Annotated in this window: 1 protein-coding gene; it reads left to right on the top strand. The window is 71.4% G+C overall.

Annotated elements, in window-relative coordinates; genetic code table 11:
- Positions 1-120 precede the first annotated feature (120 nt).
- Complete coding sequence (locus AC1DW8_RS22600; protein ID WP_478095943.1) at positions 121-1,347, top strand: IS30 family transposase; 1,227 nt, start codon at positions 121-123, stop codon at positions 1,345-1,347.
- Positions 1,348-1,352: the final 5 nt, after the last annotated feature.

A 1,352-nucleotide genomic window follows, 5' to 3' on the forward strand; every position in this document is an offset into this window, starting at 1 on the left:
GGCGGTGTCTCAGATCGTCTGCGCAACACGGATGTCGTGTGAGGCGGGACGATGGCTGCAGGGCTGAGGCGGTATTCGGTGGGGCAGCGGGAGCAGGCGTTGGGGTTGCTCGAGGCGGGCATGTCGGGGCTGCAGGTGGCTCGGCAGGTCGGGGTGGACCGGTTCGCGGTCGCTCGCTGGGCCAAGGTGGCCGGCATGAGGATGCGGATGGGACCCGTTGGCGGGCTGGTCGGTGGTCCGGTCGGTGGTCCGGTCGGTGGTCAGGTCGGTGGTCCGGTCGGTGGTCTGGTCAGCCCGACGTTGGCGGCGCCATCGGTACACGGCGACTTCACCGACGCTCGGGGCCGGTTGACCGAGGCCGGTCGGGGCCTGATCGCGGTGCGGCTACGTGAGGGCCGCTGCCCGGCGCAGATCGCGGCCGAGCTGGGCGTGCACCGCGCGAGCGTGACCCGCGAGCTGCGCCGCAACCGCGTCGCCGGGGTGTACTCGGTACGGGTCGCCCAGGCACGCACCGTCACCAACCGGGCCCGCCCGCAGCCGCGGAAGCTGGACCGGCCCGAGCACGCCGGCCTGCGCACGGTCGTCCTCGAGGGATTGACCTCGCACTGGTCCCCGCAGCAGATCCAGGGCGAGCTGCTCGCGCGGTTCCCCCACGATGAGTCCATGCGGATCTCCCACGAAACTCTCTACCAGGCCCTCTACGTGCAAGGCCGCGGCAGCCTGCGCGCCGAGCTGGCCCGGGAGAAAGCCCTGCGCAGCGGGCGCACCTCGCGCGTACCGGCCTCGAAGCTGGCCGCCCGGCCCCGTGGAAAGTCCTGGGTCGGGGACGCCACGATCACCGCCCGACCGGCCGAGGCCACCGACCGCGCCGTCCCCGGGCACTGGGAAGGCGACCTGGTCATCGGCGCCCGCGGCTCCAGCGCCCTGATCACCCTGGTCGAGCGGGCCACCCGGTACGTGATGCTCGCGCGGCTACCGGGCCGGCGCGACGCCGCCACCGTCACCGACCGGCTCACCGCGATGATCACCACGCTGCCCGCCCACCTGGCCAAGACCCTGACCTGGGACCAGGGCGCCGAGCTCGCCGACCACGCCCGGTTCACCGTCGCCACCGACTGCAAGGTCTACTTCTGCGACCCGCACTCGCCCTGGCAACGCGGCACCAACGAGAACACCAACGGCCTGATCCGAGAGTTCTTCCCCAAAGGCACCAGCTTCACCACCGTCACCGACGAGCAGATCGCCCACGTCGAACAACTGCTCAACACCCGCCCCCGAGCCACCCTCGGCTTCCACACCCCCGCCCATAAACTCAACGAACTACTCAACGTTGCGCACACGCCCTGAAACCG

The organism is Terrabacter sp. P2_E3 (assembly GCF_056403915.1).